Source organism: Bradyrhizobium sp. McL0616 (assembly GCF_049993385.1).
Taxonomy (GTDB): domain Bacteria; phylum Pseudomonadota; class Alphaproteobacteria; order Rhizobiales; family Xanthobacteraceae; genus Bradyrhizobium.
In genome coordinates this window covers 5602375-5619267 of sequence record NZ_CP188255.1, presented here as the reverse complement: position 1 = coordinate 5619267, position 16893 = coordinate 5602375, and the positions used below count along the sequence as shown (strand labels likewise).

Annotated in this window: 15 protein-coding genes and 1 pseudogene; 8 read left to right on the top strand and 8 right to left on the bottom strand. The window is 61.4% G+C overall.

Going from position 1 to position 16893, the window contains the following annotated elements:
- Positions 1–47: 47 nt before the first annotated feature.
- From ACPPVR_RS27545 to ACPPVR_RS27525, 5 genes are all read right to left on the bottom strand, one after another.
- Positions 48–602, bottom strand: a complete 555-nt coding sequence (locus ACPPVR_RS27545; RefSeq protein ID WP_426609701.1) for a TIGR02281 family clan AA aspartic protease — start codon at positions 600–602, stop codon at positions 48–50.
- A 28-nt stretch (positions 603–630) separates the two neighbouring features.
- Complete coding sequence (locus tag ACPPVR_RS27540) at positions 631–834, bottom strand: DUF1289 domain-containing protein (RefSeq protein ID WP_426609700.1); 204 nt, start codon at positions 832–834, stop codon at positions 631–633.
- Positions 835–878: 44 nt separating this feature from the next.
- Positions 879–2474, bottom strand: a complete 1596-nt coding sequence (locus ACPPVR_RS27535; protein WP_426609699.1) for a sensor histidine kinase — start codon at positions 2472–2474, stop codon at positions 879–881.
- A 137-nt stretch (positions 2475–2611) separates the two neighbouring features.
- Positions 2612–3889, bottom strand: coding sequence for a sodium:proton antiporter NhaD (gene nhaD, locus ACPPVR_RS27530; RefSeq protein ID WP_426609698.1), 1278 nt, complete (start codon positions 3887–3889; stop codon positions 2612–2614).
- Between the two features lie 22 nt (positions 3890–3911).
- Positions 3912–4784 carry an NAD(P)-dependent oxidoreductase gene (locus tag ACPPVR_RS27525; protein ID WP_426609697.1) on the bottom strand — a complete coding sequence of 291 codons (873 nt, stop codon included), beginning with the start codon at positions 4782–4784 and terminating at the stop codon, positions 3912–3914.
- Between the two features lie 185 nt (positions 4785–4969).
- Here ACPPVR_RS27525 and ACPPVR_RS27520 point away from each other — a divergent pair, with 185 nt between their 5' ends.
- The 5 genes from ACPPVR_RS27520 (at position 4970) to ACPPVR_RS27500 (ending at position 8916) form a co-directional block, all read left to right on the top strand.
- Positions 4970–5407 (top strand): VOC family protein, encoded by a 438-nt coding sequence (locus ACPPVR_RS27520; protein WP_426609696.1) that lies wholly within the window; start codon positions 4970–4972, stop codon positions 5405–5407.
- Between the two features lie 108 nt (positions 5408–5515).
- Positions 5516–6652, top strand: a complete 1137-nt coding sequence (locus tag ACPPVR_RS27515) for a P-loop NTPase (RefSeq protein WP_426609695.1) — start codon at positions 5516–5518, stop codon at positions 6650–6652.
- A 194-nt stretch (positions 6653–6846) separates the two neighbouring features.
- The gene (locus ACPPVR_RS27510; RefSeq protein ID WP_426609694.1) at positions 6847–7938 is read left to right on the top strand and encodes a TRAP transporter substrate-binding protein; all 1092 of its coding nucleotides are present in this window, start codon (positions 6847–6849) and stop codon (positions 7936–7938) included.
- Between the two features lie 515 nt (positions 7939–8453).
- Positions 8454–8582 (top strand): YunG family protein, encoded by a 129-nt coding sequence (locus ACPPVR_RS27505; protein ID WP_426609693.1) that lies wholly within the window; start codon positions 8454–8456, stop codon positions 8580–8582.
- A 31-nt stretch (positions 8583–8613) separates the two neighbouring features.
- Positions 8614–8916: a hypothetical protein gene (locus tag ACPPVR_RS27500; RefSeq protein ID WP_426616198.1), complete on the top strand. Its 303-nt coding sequence runs from the start codon at positions 8614–8616 to the stop codon at positions 8914–8916.
- Here the strand turns inward: ACPPVR_RS27500 and ACPPVR_RS27495 are convergent.
- A pseudogene (locus tag ACPPVR_RS27495) lies at positions 8863–9105 on the bottom strand (lipoprotein-releasing system transmembrane subunit LolC); the annotation flags it as partial. The gene ACPPVR_RS27500 and the pseudogene ACPPVR_RS27495 sit on opposite strands and share 54 nt — an antisense overlap.
- A 285-nt stretch (positions 9106–9390) precedes the next feature.
- Here ACPPVR_RS27495 and ACPPVR_RS27490 point away from each other — a divergent pair.
- Positions 9391–9900: a Spy/CpxP family protein refolding chaperone gene (locus tag ACPPVR_RS27490; protein WP_426609692.1), complete on the top strand. Its 510-nt coding sequence runs from the start codon at positions 9391–9393 to the stop codon at positions 9898–9900.
- Positions 9901–10227: 327 nt separating this feature from the next.
- Here the strand turns inward: ACPPVR_RS27490 and ACPPVR_RS27485 are convergent, their stop codons facing one another.
- A complete protein-coding gene (locus ACPPVR_RS27485) occupies positions 10228–11817 on the bottom strand; it encodes a winged helix-turn-helix domain-containing protein (RefSeq protein WP_426609691.1) in 1590 nt (529 codons plus the stop codon).
- A 255-nt stretch (positions 11818–12072) separates the two neighbouring features.
- On the opposite strand from ACPPVR_RS27485, the gene ACPPVR_RS27480 reads away from it, so the two are divergent.
- Positions 12073–13044 (top strand): ABC transporter substrate-binding protein, encoded by a 972-nt coding sequence (locus ACPPVR_RS27480; RefSeq protein WP_426609690.1) that lies wholly within the window; start codon positions 12073–12075, stop codon positions 13042–13044.
- 215 nt (positions 13045–13259) lie between these two features.
- Here the strand turns inward: ACPPVR_RS27480 and ACPPVR_RS27475 are convergent, their stop codons facing one another.
- Positions 13260–14108 (bottom strand): SDR family NAD(P)-dependent oxidoreductase, encoded by an 849-nt coding sequence (locus ACPPVR_RS27475; RefSeq protein ID WP_426609689.1) that lies wholly within the window; start codon positions 14106–14108, stop codon positions 13260–13262.
- Positions 14109–15151: 1043 nt separating this feature from the next.
- On the opposite strand from ACPPVR_RS27475, the gene ACPPVR_RS27470 reads away from it, so the two are divergent.
- The gene (locus tag ACPPVR_RS27470; RefSeq protein ID WP_426609688.1) at positions 15152–16708 is read left to right on the top strand and encodes a winged helix-turn-helix domain-containing tetratricopeptide repeat protein; all 1557 of its coding nucleotides are present in this window, start codon (positions 15152–15154) and stop codon (positions 16706–16708) included.
- The last annotated feature ends 185 nt before the right edge of the window (positions 16709–16893 follow it).

Below are 16893 nucleotides of genomic sequence, written 5' to 3'. Positions count from 1 at the left end.
CTGAGGTGGCGTGCGCGCGGGTGAAGAGCGCCGTCGCGCTCTGCGGCTCAATCGACCGCGGTGCGCGAGCGGCGGTGGCTCGTTTGCAGCTCCGGGTAGCCCGTGAGCATCAGCTTGTCCGAGCGTACGCCCCAGCTCTCCAGGCGATCGAGGAAGCTCATGCCAAGCAGATTGGTCTTCATCTGGCCGCGCTGCACGACGAGGGCCGGCACCGACTTCTCGACGAGGTGTCCGACGGCAAGACGATCGATCGTCAGCCGCGCCGCCTTGGTGTGGCCGCCGGCGGTCTCGAGGTCGACGTCATATTCGAGCATCTCGAGCGGCAGCCCGATCGCCTTTGCGGTCTCCCAGGTCAGCACCACCGAGGTGGCGCCGGTGTCGATCACCATCGGCGCGGCGATGCCGTTGATCTTGGCACGCAGCGCGAATTCGCCGCCCTGGCCGCGTTGAATCTGTACGGCGGGGATAGGGGATGCGGTCTGTCCGCGGAACATATGCGAGACTGTGTGGCTGGCGCGCGCGATCTGATCGGGATCGCCATAGGCGACAACGGCACCGGCGGTGGCGGCGAGCATGATCAGAACGAGCAGGAAGCGGATCATCGCGCGCCTCCGAAGGCGCGCAGGCCGGTCAGGCGCGCCGCGCCGATCCGGCAATCGGCTGCAAGCCGGCGTCCGTCATGCGTGTCGGCAGCAGCGCCATCAGCGCGAGCCGTTCCGCGCTCTCCATGGCGTGCCAGCGCGCGATCTCCGGCAAGGTGCGGCCGCAGCCGAAACACAGCTTGGTCTTGGGATCGATCATACAGACGGCGACGCACGGTGTTTCTTTGCTCATTCTGGCATAGTGAGGGATTGTCGGGCATGTCTGCAAGCATGTGTTTAATAACCCGTGCCTGCGCTCATGATCGGCTTGTGGCGCGGCCGCCGCTTCTCGTCGGGCACGGTCAAACTGTCCGGCTGGAGCGGCGGCGCATCCTCTGACAGCGGCGCCAGCGCGCTCATCACGCGCTCCGGCGGGAAGGTGACGATCACCTCGGTGCCGATGCGCAGCTTCGATTTCAGCGTGAACGTGCCGCCATGCAGGTCGATCAGGTTCTTTGCGATGGGCAGGCCGAGGCCCGCGCCCTGTTCGGCCGATTTGATCGAGTTGGAGCCCTGGCCGAACGAGGCGAGCACGACCGGGATCTCGTCCTCGGGGATGCCGGAGCCGGAATCTCTCACCGAGAGATATTGTCCGCCCGAGGCGGTCCAGCCGGCCTTGAGCCAGATCTCGCCGCCCTGCGGGGTGAACTTGATCGAGTTGGAGAGCAGATTGAGTACGACCTGGCGGATCGCGCGCTCGTCGGCCCAGAGCCGCGGCATGGCCTGCTCGAACACTTCGTGGATGGTGATGCCGCGGCTCGAGGCGCGCAGCTTCATCAAATGATGGCAGTCGGCGACGATGCCGACCAGCGACACCGCTTCCTCGTTCAATTCGTAGCGGCCCGCCTCGATCCGCGACAGATCGAGAATCTCGTTGATGAGGTTGAGCAGGTGGACGCCGGAATTGTGGATGTCGCCGGAATATTCCTTGTAAACCGGCACGGCATGCGCACCAAAAATCTCGCTCTTCATCACCTCGGAGAAGCCGAGGATCGCGTTCAGCGGCGTGCGCAGCTCGTGGCTCATCTGCGCGAGGAAGCGCGATTTGGCGACGTTGGCGGATTCGGCGCGGTGGCGGGCCTCGTCCGAGATCGCCTTGGCCTGTTCGAGCTCGCCGATCAGTGCGTCCTTCTCCGCGCGCGCTTCGAGCGTGGCGAAGGTAGAAGAGTGCAGTCGATGCGCCAGCAGCACGAAATAGCCTTCGGCCGCCAGCGCAAGCGCGGCCAGGATGTAATTGTCGAGAGATCCGCTCATTGCAAAGCTCAACGCCATGGCGACTGCAACTGGCGCGGTGGCTGCAAGCGCTGCGATCGGCAGATTGGCGGCGAGCATGCTCGACACTGCGATCACCAGCAGCATCAAGAACATCATCAGCGTTTCCGTGACCATGTCGAGCACGGGATGGATCAGGATCGCCATCCAGCACAGGCCATAGAGCAGGTCGAGCACGACGAAGCGTGTCCGCCAGGCCCGCGTCGCGGTGGGCGAGGCGGGCTCGGTCAGGAAGCGCTGGCAGCTGCGGACCATTGCGCCGTGGATGCAGAGCATGCCGGCGGTCCAGGCCGCGGCCGGGATCGGCTGCATCCACAGTCCGAACAGCAGGCCGGTCGCGACCACCAGCAGCATCACGACATAAGAGGCCGACAGCCGGGTCTGGGCATATTGGCGCAGCAGCTCGGCGTCGAAAGCCGGCCGGGTTCCGCTGGTCGACGTTAACTTATCACGCGCCTCGCGCACCCGCTGCGCCGCAGCCCGTCGGCTGCTCGCCGACGGAGCGCTGACCGGCTCGGCCGGAAGCTGCACGACTTCAGGCTTTTCAGCGGGGTTACTCATCAAGCAACAACGATTCCTGCCCGCGTCGGACGCGGGCCTCTGCATTGTCTATCTCTGGCAAGAAATCCTTAAGAGGTGACTTAAGGAGCTAAAGAATTACGTTAACCCGGCGTTAATTTTGTACGCGTGCGTGCCGCTCAGTGCAGTGCCGCGTGCTGCGCGACATAGACCACCGCGCCAGCCAGATAGCCGGCGAGCGCTGGAACCGCGATGCGGCGGGCGTACCAGAGGAACTCGATCCGCTCGAGGCCCATGGCGGCGACGCCTGCGGCCGAGCCGATGATCAGGATCGACCCGCCAGTGCCGACGCAATAGGCGACGAACTGCCAGAGGAAGCTGTCGGGTGGATAATGCGCGAGGTCGTACATGCCCATGGTCGCGGCGACCAGCGGCACGTTGTCGATGATGGCGCTGAAGAGCCCGAGCACGACCACGATGATGTCCTGGCGGCCGAGCGTGGAATCCAGCCATTTGGCCAGCATGGCGAGCAGGCCGGCATGTTCGAGGCAGGCGACCGCGAGCAGAATGCCGACAAAGAACACGATCGAACCCATGTCGATCCGCGTCAACGCGTGCGCCAGCGAGAGCGGACGGCGGACATGCTCGTCCTTGTCGTGGTGGACGATCTCGCCGACCAGCCAGACGATGCCGAGCCCGAGCAGCACGCCCATGAACGGCGGCAGATGCGTGACCGTCTTGAAGGCGGGCACCGCGATCAGCACGCCGAGCCCGAGATAGAACATCAGATTGCGTTCGAACCGGTCGACGGCCAGCAATCCGTTGTCTCGCGGCGGGGCTGCGATGGTCTTGCCTTTCAGCGCAAGGCTGATGAAGGCGAGTGGCACCAGCAGATTGACGAGAGAGGGCAGGAACACCGCGCGCATGATGTTCAATGGCGTGATCTGTCCCCCGATCCACAGCATGGTCGTGGTGACATCGCCCATCACGGTCCACGCGCCGCCGGCATTTGCGGCGATGACGATGAGGGAGGCGAACAGCAGGCGGTCGTCGCGCCGGGCGATCAGCCGCTGCACCAGCGAGATCATGACGATGGTGGTCGTCAGATTGTCCAGGATCGCGCTGAGGAAGAACGCCACGAACCCGACCAGCCACATCAGCTTGACCTGGCTCGTCGTGCTGATGCGGGAGGTGATGACCTCAAAACCGTCATGGGCGTCGATCACCTCGACGATGGTCATTGCGCCGATCAGGAAGAACACGATCTGGGCGGTAGAGACGACGGAGGCGTCGAGCTGACGGCCGACCAGCGCGTGGTCGCCCGTCGCAGTTGCGTAGATGGTCCAGAGCAAGCCCGCGCTAAGCAGCGCGGACGCGCTCTTATTGACCCCGATCGGATGCTCCAGCGCGATCGCCGCATAGGCCAGAACGAATATGGCGGCGAGCGCGATCAGCAAGGCGGGGGCAGTTCGTCAGGAGTCAGCGATTGAGGCGCGCGAGCAGGCTCGACGTATCCCAGCGCTTGCCGCCCATCTTCTCGACCTCGGCGTAGAACTGGTCGACCAGCGCGGTCACCGGCAGATTGGCGCCGTTGCGACGGGCTTCGGCCAGCGAGATCGAGAGGTCCTTGCGCATCCATTCGACCGCGAAGCCGAAATCGTACTTGTCGTCGTTCATGGTCTTGTAGCGGTTCTCCATCTGCCAGGACTGCGCGGCACCCTTGGAGATGGTCTCGATCACTGCGGCGACGTCGAGGCCGCTCTTTTTGGCGAAATGGATGCCCTCAGAGAGACCCTGCACGAGGCCTGCGATGCAGATCTGGTTGACCATTTTGGTCAGTTGGCCGGAGCCGGCGGGCCCGAGCAATTTGCACATCCGCGCATAGGCGCCTGTGATGATCGGCTCGGCGCCGGCATAGGCATCCTGTGCGCCGCCGCACATCACCGTCAGGACGCCGTTCTCGGCGCCGGCCTGGCCGCCGGAGACCGGGGCGTCGATGAACTTGAAACCGGCCTTGGTCGCGGCCGCATCGAGCTCGCGGGCGACTTCGGCAGACGCCGTGGTATGGTCGACGAAGGTCGCACCCTTCTTCATGCCGGCGAAGGCGCCGTCGGCACCGATCGTGACCGCGCGCAGATCGTTGTCGTTGCCGACGCAGCACATCACGAAATCCTGGCCCTCGGCTGCAGCCCTCGGGGTCGCCGCGGTCTTGCCGCCGAACTTGTCTGCCCACTCCTTCGCCTTGGCCGCGGTGCGGTTGTAGACGGTGACCTCATGGCCCCCTTTTTTCACGAGGTGTCCGGCCATGGGGAAGCCCATCACGCCGAGACCGAGGAAAGCGACTTTAGCCATGTGTGGTACCTTGTCCGTAGTTTGGGTGTTACGGTTCTTGCCGGGCGAGGGCCGCCCGGTTCCGCTATGAGGGCGGATTAGGGGCGCACCATAAACCCTTGAGGGCAGAGGGCAACGGCTTCGTTCGGCCCCAGCCTGTGCTAGGATAGCGGGCCAAAGGACTTCAAAAAAAGGGAGCGAAAAGCATGGGCGGCGTAAGCGTTGGCGTCCTCGATCATTTCAACATCCGGACCCGGAATCTGGCCGAGACTGTCCGCTTCTACGAGGACGTGCTGGGCCTGGAAAAAGGCGCCCGGCCGAATTTCGCCTTCCCGGGGGCCTGGATGTACAGCGAGGGCAAGCCGGTGGTGCACCTCGTCGATATTTCCCCGACCTCGGAGCCGCAAAAGCCGGATTCCGGCGTCGTCCATCACGTCGCCTTCGTCAGCTGTGGGTTCGAGGGCATGAAGCGGCGGCTCGCCTCCAAGGGCATGAAATTCGACTCCCGCCAGGTGCCCGGCGGTGACCTCTGGCAGATCTTCGTCCATGACCCCAATGGCGTCATGATCGAGCTCAATTACGAGGCGGCCGCGGAGCAGGGGGCCGCACCCACCGAGATGGCTGACGATATCGGCAGGCAGTAGCCTTTTGGCCGTTTCCGCTCTAATGGGGCATCCTCAAGCCTTGAGCATGATCTTATCGGAAAACCGCCCACACTTTTCCGGATCATGCTCTACTCCAGGAGATGCGCTTTGAGCGTGACGCAGCAACAGGTTCTCGACAGCCTCGGCCGGATCAAGTCGCCGCGCGGGGTCGCGCTCACCAATGCCAATGTGCTGAGCGCGATCAGCGCTGCTGACGGCAACGTGTTCTTCTCGATCAATGTCGATGCCGCCGAGGCGCGGGCCTGGGAATCCGTCCGCGCTGAGGCCGAAGCCGCCGTGCGCGCCATTCCCGGCGTCACCACCGTGATGGTGGCGCTGACCGCCGAACGCAAGGCCGGCGCCGCGCCGCCGCCCCCGCCAACACCGAGCCGCGGCACGCCTGGCGTGCAGCCGGTCCATGCCCACAAGCCGCCGCAGGGCGGCCAATCGCCGATGGCGCGGCAGTCCGAGATTCCGGGCGTCGCTGCTGTGATCGCCGTGGCCTCGGGCAAGGGCGGCGTCGGCAAGTCGACCACCGCGCTCAATCTGGCACTCGGCCTGCGCGACCTCGGCCTCAAGGTCGGACTGCTCGATGCCGACATCTACGGCCCCTCGGTGCCGCGCCTGACGGGCCTGCACGAGAAGCCGGAGCTGGACGGCGAGCGCAAGATGATCCCGCTCAAGCGCTTCGGCCTCGCCATCATGTCGATCGGCTTCCTCGTCGAGGAAGAGACCGCGATGATCTGGCGCGGTCCGATGGTGATGTCGGCGGTGACGCAGATGCTGCGCGACGTCGCATGGGGCAAGCTCGACGTGCTCGTCGTCGACATGCCGCCAGGCACCGGCGATGCCCAGCTCACGCTGGCGCAGAACGTGCCGCTGAAGGGCGCCGTCATCATCTCGACCCCGCAGGACCTGTCCCTGATCGACGCGCGGCGCGGCCTTGCGATGTTCAGGAAGGTCAACGTGCCCGTGCTCGGCATCGTCGAGAATATGAGCTATTTCCAGTGCCCGCATTGCGGCACGAAATCCGACATCTTCGGCCATGGCGGGGCGCGCCACGAGGCCGAGAAGCTCGGCGTCCCGTTCCTGGGCGAGATCCCGCTGCACATGGCGATTCGCGCCTCATCGGATGCCGGTAGCCCGGTGGTCGACAGCGAGCCGGACGGCCCCCATGCGGCGATCTATCGCGCCATTGCGGGACAGGTCCGGGACCAGCTCAAAGGCGTCGTCGCCGCATCCTGAGCCGGTCTTCCGGGAACATGCGACTTTCGTCGAGCCCTGTCATGCCATTGTCGCGTTCCGCGCGCGGGGCTTCCGTGTTAAAGGCCCACGGCAGTCAAGCCCCAACGGTTCGACGCGACCAAAACGCGTCGCCGGAATGAGCGGCGGCAAATGAGGAAGTTAGGGGAAACGCCCCAACAAGGAGAGAGCAGAAGATGAAGCGTCGTGATTTTCTGAAAGTGTCGGCAGCAGGCGCGGCGGCGACCGCCGCGGTGGCCTCGCCGGCGATTGCGCAGTCCTCGCCCGAGATCAAATGGCGCATGACGTCGAGCTTCCCGAAGTCGCTCGACACCATCTATGGCGCCGGCGAGCAGGTGGCGAAGTACGTCGCCGAGATGACCGACAACAAGTTCCAGATCCAGGTGTTCGCGGCCGGCGAAATCGTCCCCGGCCTGCAGGCGCTCGATGCGACCTCGAACGGCACCGTCGAGATGTGCCACACCGTGTCCTACTACTACGTCGGCAAGGATCCGACCTGGGCGATCTACGCGTCGGTGCCGTTCGGCCTCAACGCGCGCCAGCAGAACTCCTGGTGGTACCAGGGCGGCGGCGAGCAGCTCGGCAACGAGTTCTTCAAGAAATCGAACGTGATCGGCTTCCCCTGCGGCAACACCGGCACTCAGATGGGCGGCTGGTTCCGCAAGGAGATCAAGACCGTTGCGGATCTGTCCGGCCTCAAGATGCGCATCGGCGGCATCGCCGGCCAGGTGCTCCAGAAGGTCGGCGTGGTGCCGCAGCAGCTCGCCGGCGGCGACATCTATCCGGCGCTGGAAAAGGGCACCATCGACGCCGCCGAGTGGGTCGGCCCGTACGATGACGAGAAGCTCGGCTTCGCCAAGGTCGCGAAGTACTACTACTATCCGGGCTTCTGGGAAGGCGGTCCGATGGTGCATTCCTTCACCAATCTGGACAAGTGGAATTCGCTGCCCAAGAACTACCAGGCGATCCTCACCAATGCGATGGCCAACGCCAACACCTGGATGGCCGCGCGTTACGACATGCAGAACCCCGGCGCGCTGAAGCGTCTGGTTGCCGGCGGCACCCAGCTCCGTCCCTTCACCAACGAAGTGCTGGAGGCCTGCCTCAAGTCGACCAACGAACTGTGGGGCGAGATTTCGGCCAAGAACGCCGACTTCAAGAAGTCGATCGACGCCATGCAGGCCTACCGCTCCGACGAATATCTGTGGTGGCAGGTCGCCGAATACACCTACGACAGCTTCATGATCCGCTCGCGCACCCGCGGCTGATCTTCGAGCAAGTCGCAAGACGACCGAGCCCGGCCTCCTTCGCGAGGCCGGGCTTTTCTTTGGCGGGGCATCGGGGTCCAACAAAAATGTGAAAAACAACCCCATGCACAGTAGAGGTGGGATGAGGGCGCGTAGCCCTGTGGATGCGGCCAACAGTTTGACAGGTCGGGGCAAATCGGCGGGAAGCGGCAATCATCGCGCAGCCGGCGCTAGCGCGACGATCAGCCTGACGGCGAGCATCCGGAATGACATCGTCATTCGGCGCACGTCTGCTTCTACGTCGTCATTGCGAGCGCAGCGAAGCAATCCAGAGTCCCTCGCGGAAAGATTCTGGATTGCTTCGCTGCGCTCGCAACGACGCGTGGATGGAGTTGGGCTCAGCCCTGCCGGCCGCATTCGCGGCGACGTCGGCGATCCGACCTATGAGCGTTTGACTCGTCGGGCAAAACAGTGGCAAGAAGCGATAATCGCTTAATCCGAAACTCGCATCTCGGCGCCGATATTTGGAAGGGACGATGAACTTCGATCCCGATGACGTTCAAAACGCGCTGCGCAAGGCATGGTCGTTGTCGACGGCCAGCCAATGGACGGCGAACAATCCCGCAGCTGGGCAATGCAACGTCACGTCGCTGCTTTATTCATGACCTCTTTGGCGGCGACTTGCTGAAGACGCCTGTGCCGGCCGGCGACCATTTCTACAATCGGATCGGAGGCCGGAGGTATGACTTCACGGCGGGCCAGTTCAATCAACCGATCTTACATGGACTTGCCGGCAAATCGGGGCAGACGCGGAGCTGGGAGCAACACACGACGAACTGGCTGAACTCAGTGCCGCGTTTGAGAGGCACCGTACCAAGTCAGGTTAGTCAGCATCCGACGTTGCCCAGTCGCTTTCAGAGATGCGCTACGGCCCATAAGCCACGACTAGCCTCGCTGCCGCAGAGCTTCTACAGGATCAAGCCGCGCGGCGCGCCATGACGGGTAGAGCGTCGCAAGGAAAGACAGGGCCAGCGCCATAATCACGACCGCAGCGCTCTCTGCGATATCGATGTCCGCTGGCAGCTTGGACAGAAAATAGAGCTTCCGCGGAAACAAGTCGGTGCTCGTCAGCCAGGACATGAATTCGCGGATCGATTCGATATTGGCGCAAACGAGAAGCCCGACGACGACACTTTAATGCAATCATGGCGCGACAGATCGGAATGTGAAACCGGAAGGTCGCCTTCTGACCCTCAGCAGACAATAGCGACGGCCGGCAATAAGGACAGCTTGTGACCCGAAGCGGGCATTGACGGTTACCCTAAGCCTCTAGGCGCGGGCTTCCTTTGACCTGCGCGACACCCGACGGAACTCACCGCCGCGTGAGCGTCTACTTGACCTAAATCAACCTACTTATGGACCCCTATGCCCTTCTCCTTGGGGGCGAACGACACGAGACCCAAGGAGTTTGCGATGATGATCAAGAAAATAGCTGCAGCGACTGCAGTTCTCATAACAGCATCAACTCTTGCCTACGCAGCGGAGACGTCTTCCACTGTAGGAATGCGGCATCCTATTACTGGCGCCGACCTGAACGCCTTGACGGATGCGCGTGTCGGCATGATCAAGGCTGCCTTGCAGCTGACGCCGGAGCAGGAAAAATACTGGCCGGCCCTAGAGGAGGCCATCCGCGCCCGAGCGAAGAACCGACAAGCCCGGCTGGAACGGGTCGCGGAACTACGCGATAGCAGCCCAACGGAAGTTCTTCGCGGACAGAATGCGGTCGAACTCATGCAACGTCGGGCGGAGGCACTGAGTCAACGTGCGGCCGACCTCAAGAAGGAAGCCGATGCGTGGGAGCCACTCTACAAGACGCTAAGCCAGGATCAGAAGAAGAGGATGGCTTTCGTAACGGTCGTGGCCATGCGTGGAATACGAGATACGATTGAACGTCGTATCGAATCCGAAGATGACGACGACTAAGGCCACATGATCCGCCACCGTCGCGGAGCAAGTCGTTTTGGTCCGCGACGGTGCCGTCGTTCACGTGCCGCAGGTTGCCGTCCGGTATAAGTCGTCGCTGGTCGGGTCTCATCCTTGGAGTGCCATCCGCCTCAAGGACTGCCCTGGCACTCGGCTCAACGCGCCACCGACGATATTCCCGTGCGCCGACAAAGTCATTGAACGAGCAAATGTCTGCGTATGGCCCATCGCGTCAGTTGGCGCAGTGCGGCGACATGTCCGAAGTTGAGGTTAGACCGGAAGTAGCTGGTCGACTGTAAAAACGACGCGATTGACCCATGTCCGACATCACCCTTCCGGCACCCCGGCTATGCGCATGCCCTCACAGAGGCGCTCCTGTCCAGCGAGATAAATCGGATTGTCGCTTATTTTGGCGGCGCGCAAGCGGCGGATGGTAAAGCCTGGGTTGAGCGCAAATCCCGCTTTCGCAGCGGTTTGCGCCTCATCCAGCGCGCCGAGCAAGCCCAAGGCGGCGGCGAGCGAAAAATGGGCGAGAGGATGAGTGCGGTTGGCCTCAATGCTTCGTCGTAGCCAATCGACGGCTTCGCCATCCGCGCCAAGCTGTAACTTGGCCACGCCCACAAAACGCATCAACCGGTAGGCACCGATATCGCGAGGGGACAAACGGAAAGCCTCGAGCACATGGCCTTCAGTCTCGGTGGGGCGACCCATATAGAGTTTGGCTAAACCAATAGCGCCATGAGCATAGGCAAGATTGCGATTGAGCGTTAATGCTTGCTCGCATTCGGCAATCCCTTGCGCAGCGCGGTTTGTTACAATGTAGATGAGAGCCAGGATCATGTGTGCCCCTGCAACGTCGGGGGCTAGTGAAAGTGCTTTGATCGCGTTCGCTTCGGCTGCCGAAAGAAGCGCGGCTCGTTCGTCCGTTAACAGGTCGGCTGCCATTGTCAGATCGATGTTTGCCATGCCAATCATCGCTCCGATCGCTCCGATACCTCGGGGATCGATCGCCAAGGCACGTTCAAAAAAGCCGCGCGCTTGGGTAAAGTGCTCACGGGTCGTCGGCCCCTTGTAGAAGCAAGCAGTTCCCTGAAAGCACAGGTCTATCGCATCGGGATGCGGCGAACGCTCCGATTGTTGTGCCTCGGCTACAACGAGTTGGGCGCCTAACGAGTGGGCGATCCTCGATACGATTTCGTCCTGCATATCGAAAAGATCGGCGACAGGCTTTTCGAAGCGCTCGGCCCAAAGATGTTTGCGGCTTTCGGCATCGATGAGCTGCACGTTCACTCGAAGCCGCTTGCCGCTGCACTGCATCGAACCTTCAAGCACGTAGCGGACGTTCAACTCGCGGCCGACTTGCCGTACGTCGATTGCTTTGCCCTTGTACGAGAACGCACTGTTTCGGGCGATTACGAACAAACCGCCGATGCGCGACAAGTCCGTTGTTAAGTTCTCGGTTACACCATCGACGAAATAGTCTTGCTCGGGATCGCTGCTGAGGTTGGCAAAGGGCAGTACAACTATGGAGAGACGAGGTGGCGAAGGTGACGATTGCGCCGTTTTGCCGCTTTGCGCCGAGCCGACTGACGCAAATACCGGCCTTTGCGATTCCCGCACTGTGCCAACGAAGCGGAAGCCTTTACGCGGCAATGTTTTTATTAGACGCTGCTTCTCGCCCGTGTCGCCGATTGCGCTCCGAGCGGCATTCAGGCGGGTCGTCAGCGCAGCATCGGAAACCACGCGTCCATTCCAAACGGCGTTGATAAGCTCGTCCTTGGTAACGACGCGCTCCCTGTTGCGGATCAGGTAATCGAGTAGGTCAAAAACCTGTGGCGTGACGGAGACAACGTCGACCCCGCGCTGCAGCTCGCGCAAGCCGATGTCTAATGTGTATTCCTCGAACAGATACCGCAAGCTGCCAATTCCTTGGGTGGCCGCCGATCGTCCAGCATTTGCAACATTCTAAATGATCGGGTGAGGTAAGGCGATGTCGCTTGTTGGCCCTAAGCCGAACACCGCAAGAGCCGCCGTCACGTCCGCTATCCGGGGGAGACCCGACGTTATGGGTCGTTGGGCCGACCGCCGGTTTTGACCCAATGCCGACATTCAACCGCTTGGACCTGTGTCGAAAATTGCCTACTGTTTCGAGAACATCGGGACGGGTGGAAAATGAAGCGGCGCGAATTTATCGCACTGATCAGCATGTCGGCGGCATGGCCAGCCGTGGCGCAATCACAGCAACAGCCGACCTTGGGACTGCTCAGTTCAAGTGAAATGGCCGATTGGGCAATGAAGCCCTTTCGCGCGGGTCTTGAGGAGGGCGGCTACGTCGAAGGTCGTAACCTGACCGTAGTGCGCCGTTCAGCGGAGAACCAATTCGACCGCTTACCGGCGCTTGCGGCGGAGCTTGTGAAGGGCCGGGTCTCCGTCATTTTTGCGACCGGATCACCGGTTCCGGCGCGCGCGGCTAAAATGGCCACGTCAACTATTCCGATTGTCTTTGCCTATGGTGGCGATCCGGTCAGCGATGGCCTTGTTGCGAGCCTCAATCGGCCCGGGGGAAATGTCACTGGCGCGACCTTCATTGGGACAGCGCTCACGTCAAAGAAGATGGGTCTGCTACGGGAAATCCTACCTCACGTTTCAGATGTCGCACTACTCGTGAACCCGAAAGGGACGCTCGCTGAGGTGCAGATCAACGAAGCCAACGCGGCAGCTAATGTATTGGGTTTGAACCTCAGTATTGTAACCGCCGTAAGCGAGAGCGAGTTCGACGAGGCTATCGCGACGATGAGCCGGTTGAAGGTGGGGGCGTTTCTCACCAGTACCGATCCCCTATTCGGCTTCAGCGGCCGATTTCTGCATGTCAAAAAAGGGCTCCTCCAAGGGATACCTTCGATCGGTGTTGGGCGCGAGGACGTCGCTGCTGGTGGGCTTTTCTGTTACGGACCCAACCTGTCAGACACATGGCGTCAAGCAGGTGTCTATGTCGGTCGCATCCTTAAAGGCGAGAAGCCTTCCGAACTTCCGGTTGTGCAGCCCACCAAGTTTGAGCTGGTGATCAATCTCAAGACGGCGAAACAACTCGGTATCGATATCCCGCCTTCCATTCTCACCCGCGCAGACGAAGTGATCGAATAGCTCGGACTTCCGCTCTCGGCCCTTAGCCGAAGGTCGCTTGAACCCGTGTCATGTCGTCTTTAAGAGGCAAACCCGACGGCAATCCAGCATCGCCTCGACGGCCGCTTGTGACCCAACTGAGAGATTGGCGGTCCACTGCGCAACGGTTTTGAAGCCGGTTTCAGCCCTATCCGAATATTCGTTTTAGCAGCTAAGGCTGGGTGGAAGGGCTGCGCTCAACGTTTCGGGGTGCGCCCGCGGATGTGGTCAAAGCCTTGCTTGATTGCGGCGAAGCGCGCTTCGATCATCGGCTCAAATTCGAGATCGGTGAAGATATAAGGCAAGTCCTTTTCGACGCCTTCGCGGACGAGTTCACCGACATAGTTGGGTTCTATGCCCTGAGTGATGCGTTCCCGGAGCATATTGATCCGCTCGGCACGTGGGCCCGAAGTCGGCAAGACAGGGAGCGCTCCCTCGAAGCGCTTGGGCAGATTGCGTCTTGAGTTCATGATTTGAGTGCGGATGACCCCTGGACACAACACCGATACGCCAATCCCTCGGGGCGCGAGTTCACGCCGCAGGCCCTCGGACAGCGCGACAACGCCATACTTGGTGACGTTGTATGCATTGCTCTCCCCTGAAATAAGGCCAGCGATCGAGGCTGTGGAGACGATGTGTCCACCCTCGTCATGCTGCTCGATCAACGGCCCGAAAATCTCGATCCCCCAAATGGTCGCCATCAGGTTGACGCCCATGGTCCAGTTCCACGACGCCTCGGTCCAGGCGCCATAAGGCCCACCGCCGCCGACGCCCGCGTTGTTGACGAGGATATGCACCTTGCCATAGCGGGCAGTCGTGGCTTCAGCGGCCGCCACGAGTTCGGCTTTCAGTGAAACGTCCGCTTTCACGCCGTCGACATCGACGTTGGTGAGCCTCAGCTGCTTGAGCGCTGCGGACAGAGCCGCTTCTTCAATGTCGCAAAGCATGACTTTCGCCCCCGCTTGGGCGAAGGCGGTTGCGATCCCCAGTCCAATGCCTGACGCTGCACCGGTCACGAACACAGTCCTTCCAGCGAGTTCCTTCACGCGTATTCTCCCCGTGCAAGCGGACACCCTCGCCCCAAAACGCCAAGTGTCCCCGGACGCCATATGACCGCGTTTTCGAGCGACTGGGAAGCGTGCCGAATGTCCGTTCGTGGCCCCTAAGCCGAACACCGCAAGAGCCGCCGTCACGTCCGCTATCGGGGAGAGACGCGACGTTTATGGCGCGTTGGGCCGACCGCCGCTTTTGACCCGAAGCTGACTTGTCTGCCGCACTTCAATCCCGTCCATTGCCCTTCGGGAATAAGGTTGTTATGTTTGATCGACGCTACCACTGCTTGTAGCTCTCTTGAATAGTCGCCCACTTCGAGGTGGAGTTGCGGAGGACATTACTATGAGATTTTCCTCGCTGTTCCTTGTGGGCTTAGCTGTCGCCATCTTGTCGAATGCACCCGCCAACGCCGTGAAGAAAACTACGAGGCCGAACACTCCATCGACAGAGATATTTCACTCGGGTGCGCATGCCAAAGTGCTTGACCCGGATATAAGGGCGTTTGCGCCAGCCAAGGCCAGGACGTACGTGGAATGCAAACAAGGGTTATGGGCGCAAGGTGCAAACCCCAACTATCAATACGCGGTCTGTAGCAGTATGGGCTACAAGAACTGACCAATTCACGCACGCAGCAGAGGCCGCCCTCAGAATGGTGGCCTCTCTGTCATAGCGGGGTCTTATGAGGCCAGCAGGGAATGTCGCCTTCTGGCCCGTCGGCGAAGTGGCGGCAGCGTCTCGCTGAGGTCCGCTTAGCGGGGTACAGCGGACCAGATTTGCTCACGTTGAGGTCTTCGCATTTTGACTTGCAGCAGACGTCTCGCCTATGGGCAGGACCTTCGATTAGTCAACAATGCTGCCGCTCATCGAGTTGGGCCCTGGTGGCAATCGATAGCCGGCATTCGTATCTTCTCGGATTGAAATATCTGCGATCCGCGAGCTTGACGGCAGCTGACCGCATCGGCAGCCTATTCTTGCGATTTCGAGCGGACCAAAGCGCACCCGGTGAGCGGGCGCCGTCACCCAAGGGTTTCGTACCTTGCGGTATTTCTTTGAAAGTTACGTATTCGACACCGACCTGCGCGAGTTGCATCGCGGGGCGTCCGTCGTCTCCATCGCGCCGCAGACATTCGACCTCCTTGATTACCTAATCCGCAACAGAGGATACGTCGTCAGCAAAGACGAACTCATCGATGCCATTTGGAAGCGTCGTGCCGTATCGGACGCCGCGCTTACGACCCGTTTGAATGCGGCTCGAAGCGCAATCGGGGATTCCGGGGAGGAGCAGCGCCTGATCAAGACATTGCCGCGCAAGGGATTCCGCTTCGTCGGACAGGTAAGGGAAACGCGAGAAGTTACGGGCTTAAATCCCGGCCAAGCGGCAGCCGAGAGCGCTCTCGCTGTTCCCGACAGGCCCTCCATCGCCGTGCTGCCGTTCGAGAACTTGAGCGGCGATCCCGAGCAGGAATATTTTGCAGATGGCATGGTGGACGAAATCACCACCGCGCTCTCGCGTATCCGGTGGCTTTTTGTGATCGCCCGCAATTCGAGCTTCATCTACAAAGGGCATGCCGTAGATGTGAAGCAGGCTGGGCGCGAGCTAGGCGTTCGCTACGTGCTCGAGGGCTCGGTGCGCAAAGCTGGCAACCGAATACGGATCACGGGACAGTTGATCGATGCGCTTACAGGCGCGCATCTGTGGGCCGAGCGCTACGACCGCGAACTTAGCGACATTTTCAACCTGCAGGATGAAATCGCCGCGAGCGTCGCCGCGGTTATCGAGCCGGCATTGGCTGCCGCCGAGCAAGAGCGCGTGCGGCGCAAACCGCCGGAACGGCTTGACGCGTGGGAAGCCTATCAGCGCGGCCTTTGGCATTTCCACAAGTACCGACCGGAAGAGAACAAAGCCGCCCTGGGCTTCTTCAGCCAGGCTATCGCGCTCGATCCGAATTTTGCTCCCGGCCACTATGGATATGCGCTGGCCCTGCAGTGGGAGATCTGGCACTTCTCGACTCGCCCCTTCCTGGAGGTTCAGGAAGCCGCGCGTGAAGAAGCGCAAATCGCGGTATTTCTCGACGACAAGGATGCGATGGCGCATGCTGTGCTGGCGCACATGATGATGTGGGGTGGCGAATGGGAGGCGGCGATCGCGGAAACGCGCGACGCAGTTGCTCTCAATCCAAACAGTGCCTTTGTCATTAGCATGCATGGTTGTGTGCTCGGGTTTGGCGGCTATCGAGAGGAAGCGCTCGAAAGGCTGCAGCAGGCAATGCGTGCCAGCCCACACGATCCCCTGATTTGGCTTTGGCTAGCCCGGTGTGGGATTTTGCAGTTTTTTTCACAGGACTACGTCGCTGCGCTGCAGACATTACGTCAAGTTGTTCGCCTGCGTCCGGGTTACGCCGGCACTTACCAATACATCGCCGCGTCACTCGCTTATCTCGGGCGTTCCGACGAGGCGCGCGAAGCACTCGAACGTGTTCCCCCGCAATCGGTGGAGCAGCTTCAACGTTGGCAGCATAGGCCGCCCTGGTTGCGGCCCGAGGACTATGCGATTCGGGTCGAAGGTATTCGCCTTGCGCGAGAGCAGCGTTGAGAGTGGCGCTGCGATCCCAATCATCTCTACATGACTTCCAGACGGCAAGTCCGCTTCGGCAATTGGCGAGCGAAGTCGCCGAACAGGGCCGCCGACTTCCGTTGCTTGTCCCTGAGCGGACCAATCGCGACATGGTGCGCGTTGGCGGCTTCTGAACCCTTAGCTGACGTTCGGGAGGCTGGGTA